At 41.4% G+C, this 457-nt stretch carries 1 protein-coding gene; it reads left to right on the top strand.

Going from position 1 to position 457, the window contains the following annotated elements; all coding sequences use genetic code 11:
- Nucleotides 1-181 (top strand): hypothetical protein (locus tag CYP28_RS10465; RefSeq protein WP_219811230.1); only part of this gene is annotated, 181 nt, incomplete at its 5' end.
- Nucleotides 182-457: the final 276 nt, after the last annotated feature.

Genomic DNA, 457 nt, shown 5'->3' with positions numbered 1-457 from the left:
AATAAAGAAAAGGTATTTCAAAAGCAAAAAAAAGCGCCGCGCGAAAAAAATCGACCACTGTTTTAAAAAATCTGACTATGACTTCGGACACTTCAGCAGCGCTCAAATTGCTATCGCTATTTTCGTCCGCGGTCTTTACGCCTTGAATAAGCGCTACGCTCCGCAAGGCTTTAGCAATTAAGCGAGCAGGTGCTCGAAGGAGCACTTATGGGGTTTGCACTCCATACCCCAAACTTTTGAAGCAAAGGAACCAAAGCGCTGTCAATGCCCTTAAAGCACCAATAGGTGGCTAGGCTTATGAAGCCTTTGTAACTAGCAAATAAAGTGCAATAATTACAAGTAAAACCGTTAGATGGTTCACATTAACCAGCTCATTTCAGAGATGAAATTTAAAGCACGAGTGTGCGACCCTTTGACTTTAACCTCTACCGACATTATATCAAATCTCAATTTCAAA

It is taken from the genome of Campylobacter concisus (genome assembly GCF_002914195.1).
Taxonomy (GTDB): Bacteria; Campylobacterota; Campylobacteria; order Campylobacterales; family Campylobacteraceae; genus Campylobacter_A; species Campylobacter_A concisus_M.
The sequence above is the reverse complement of the archived record's forward strand: the minus strand, read 5'-3'. Positions and strand labels throughout refer to the sequence as shown.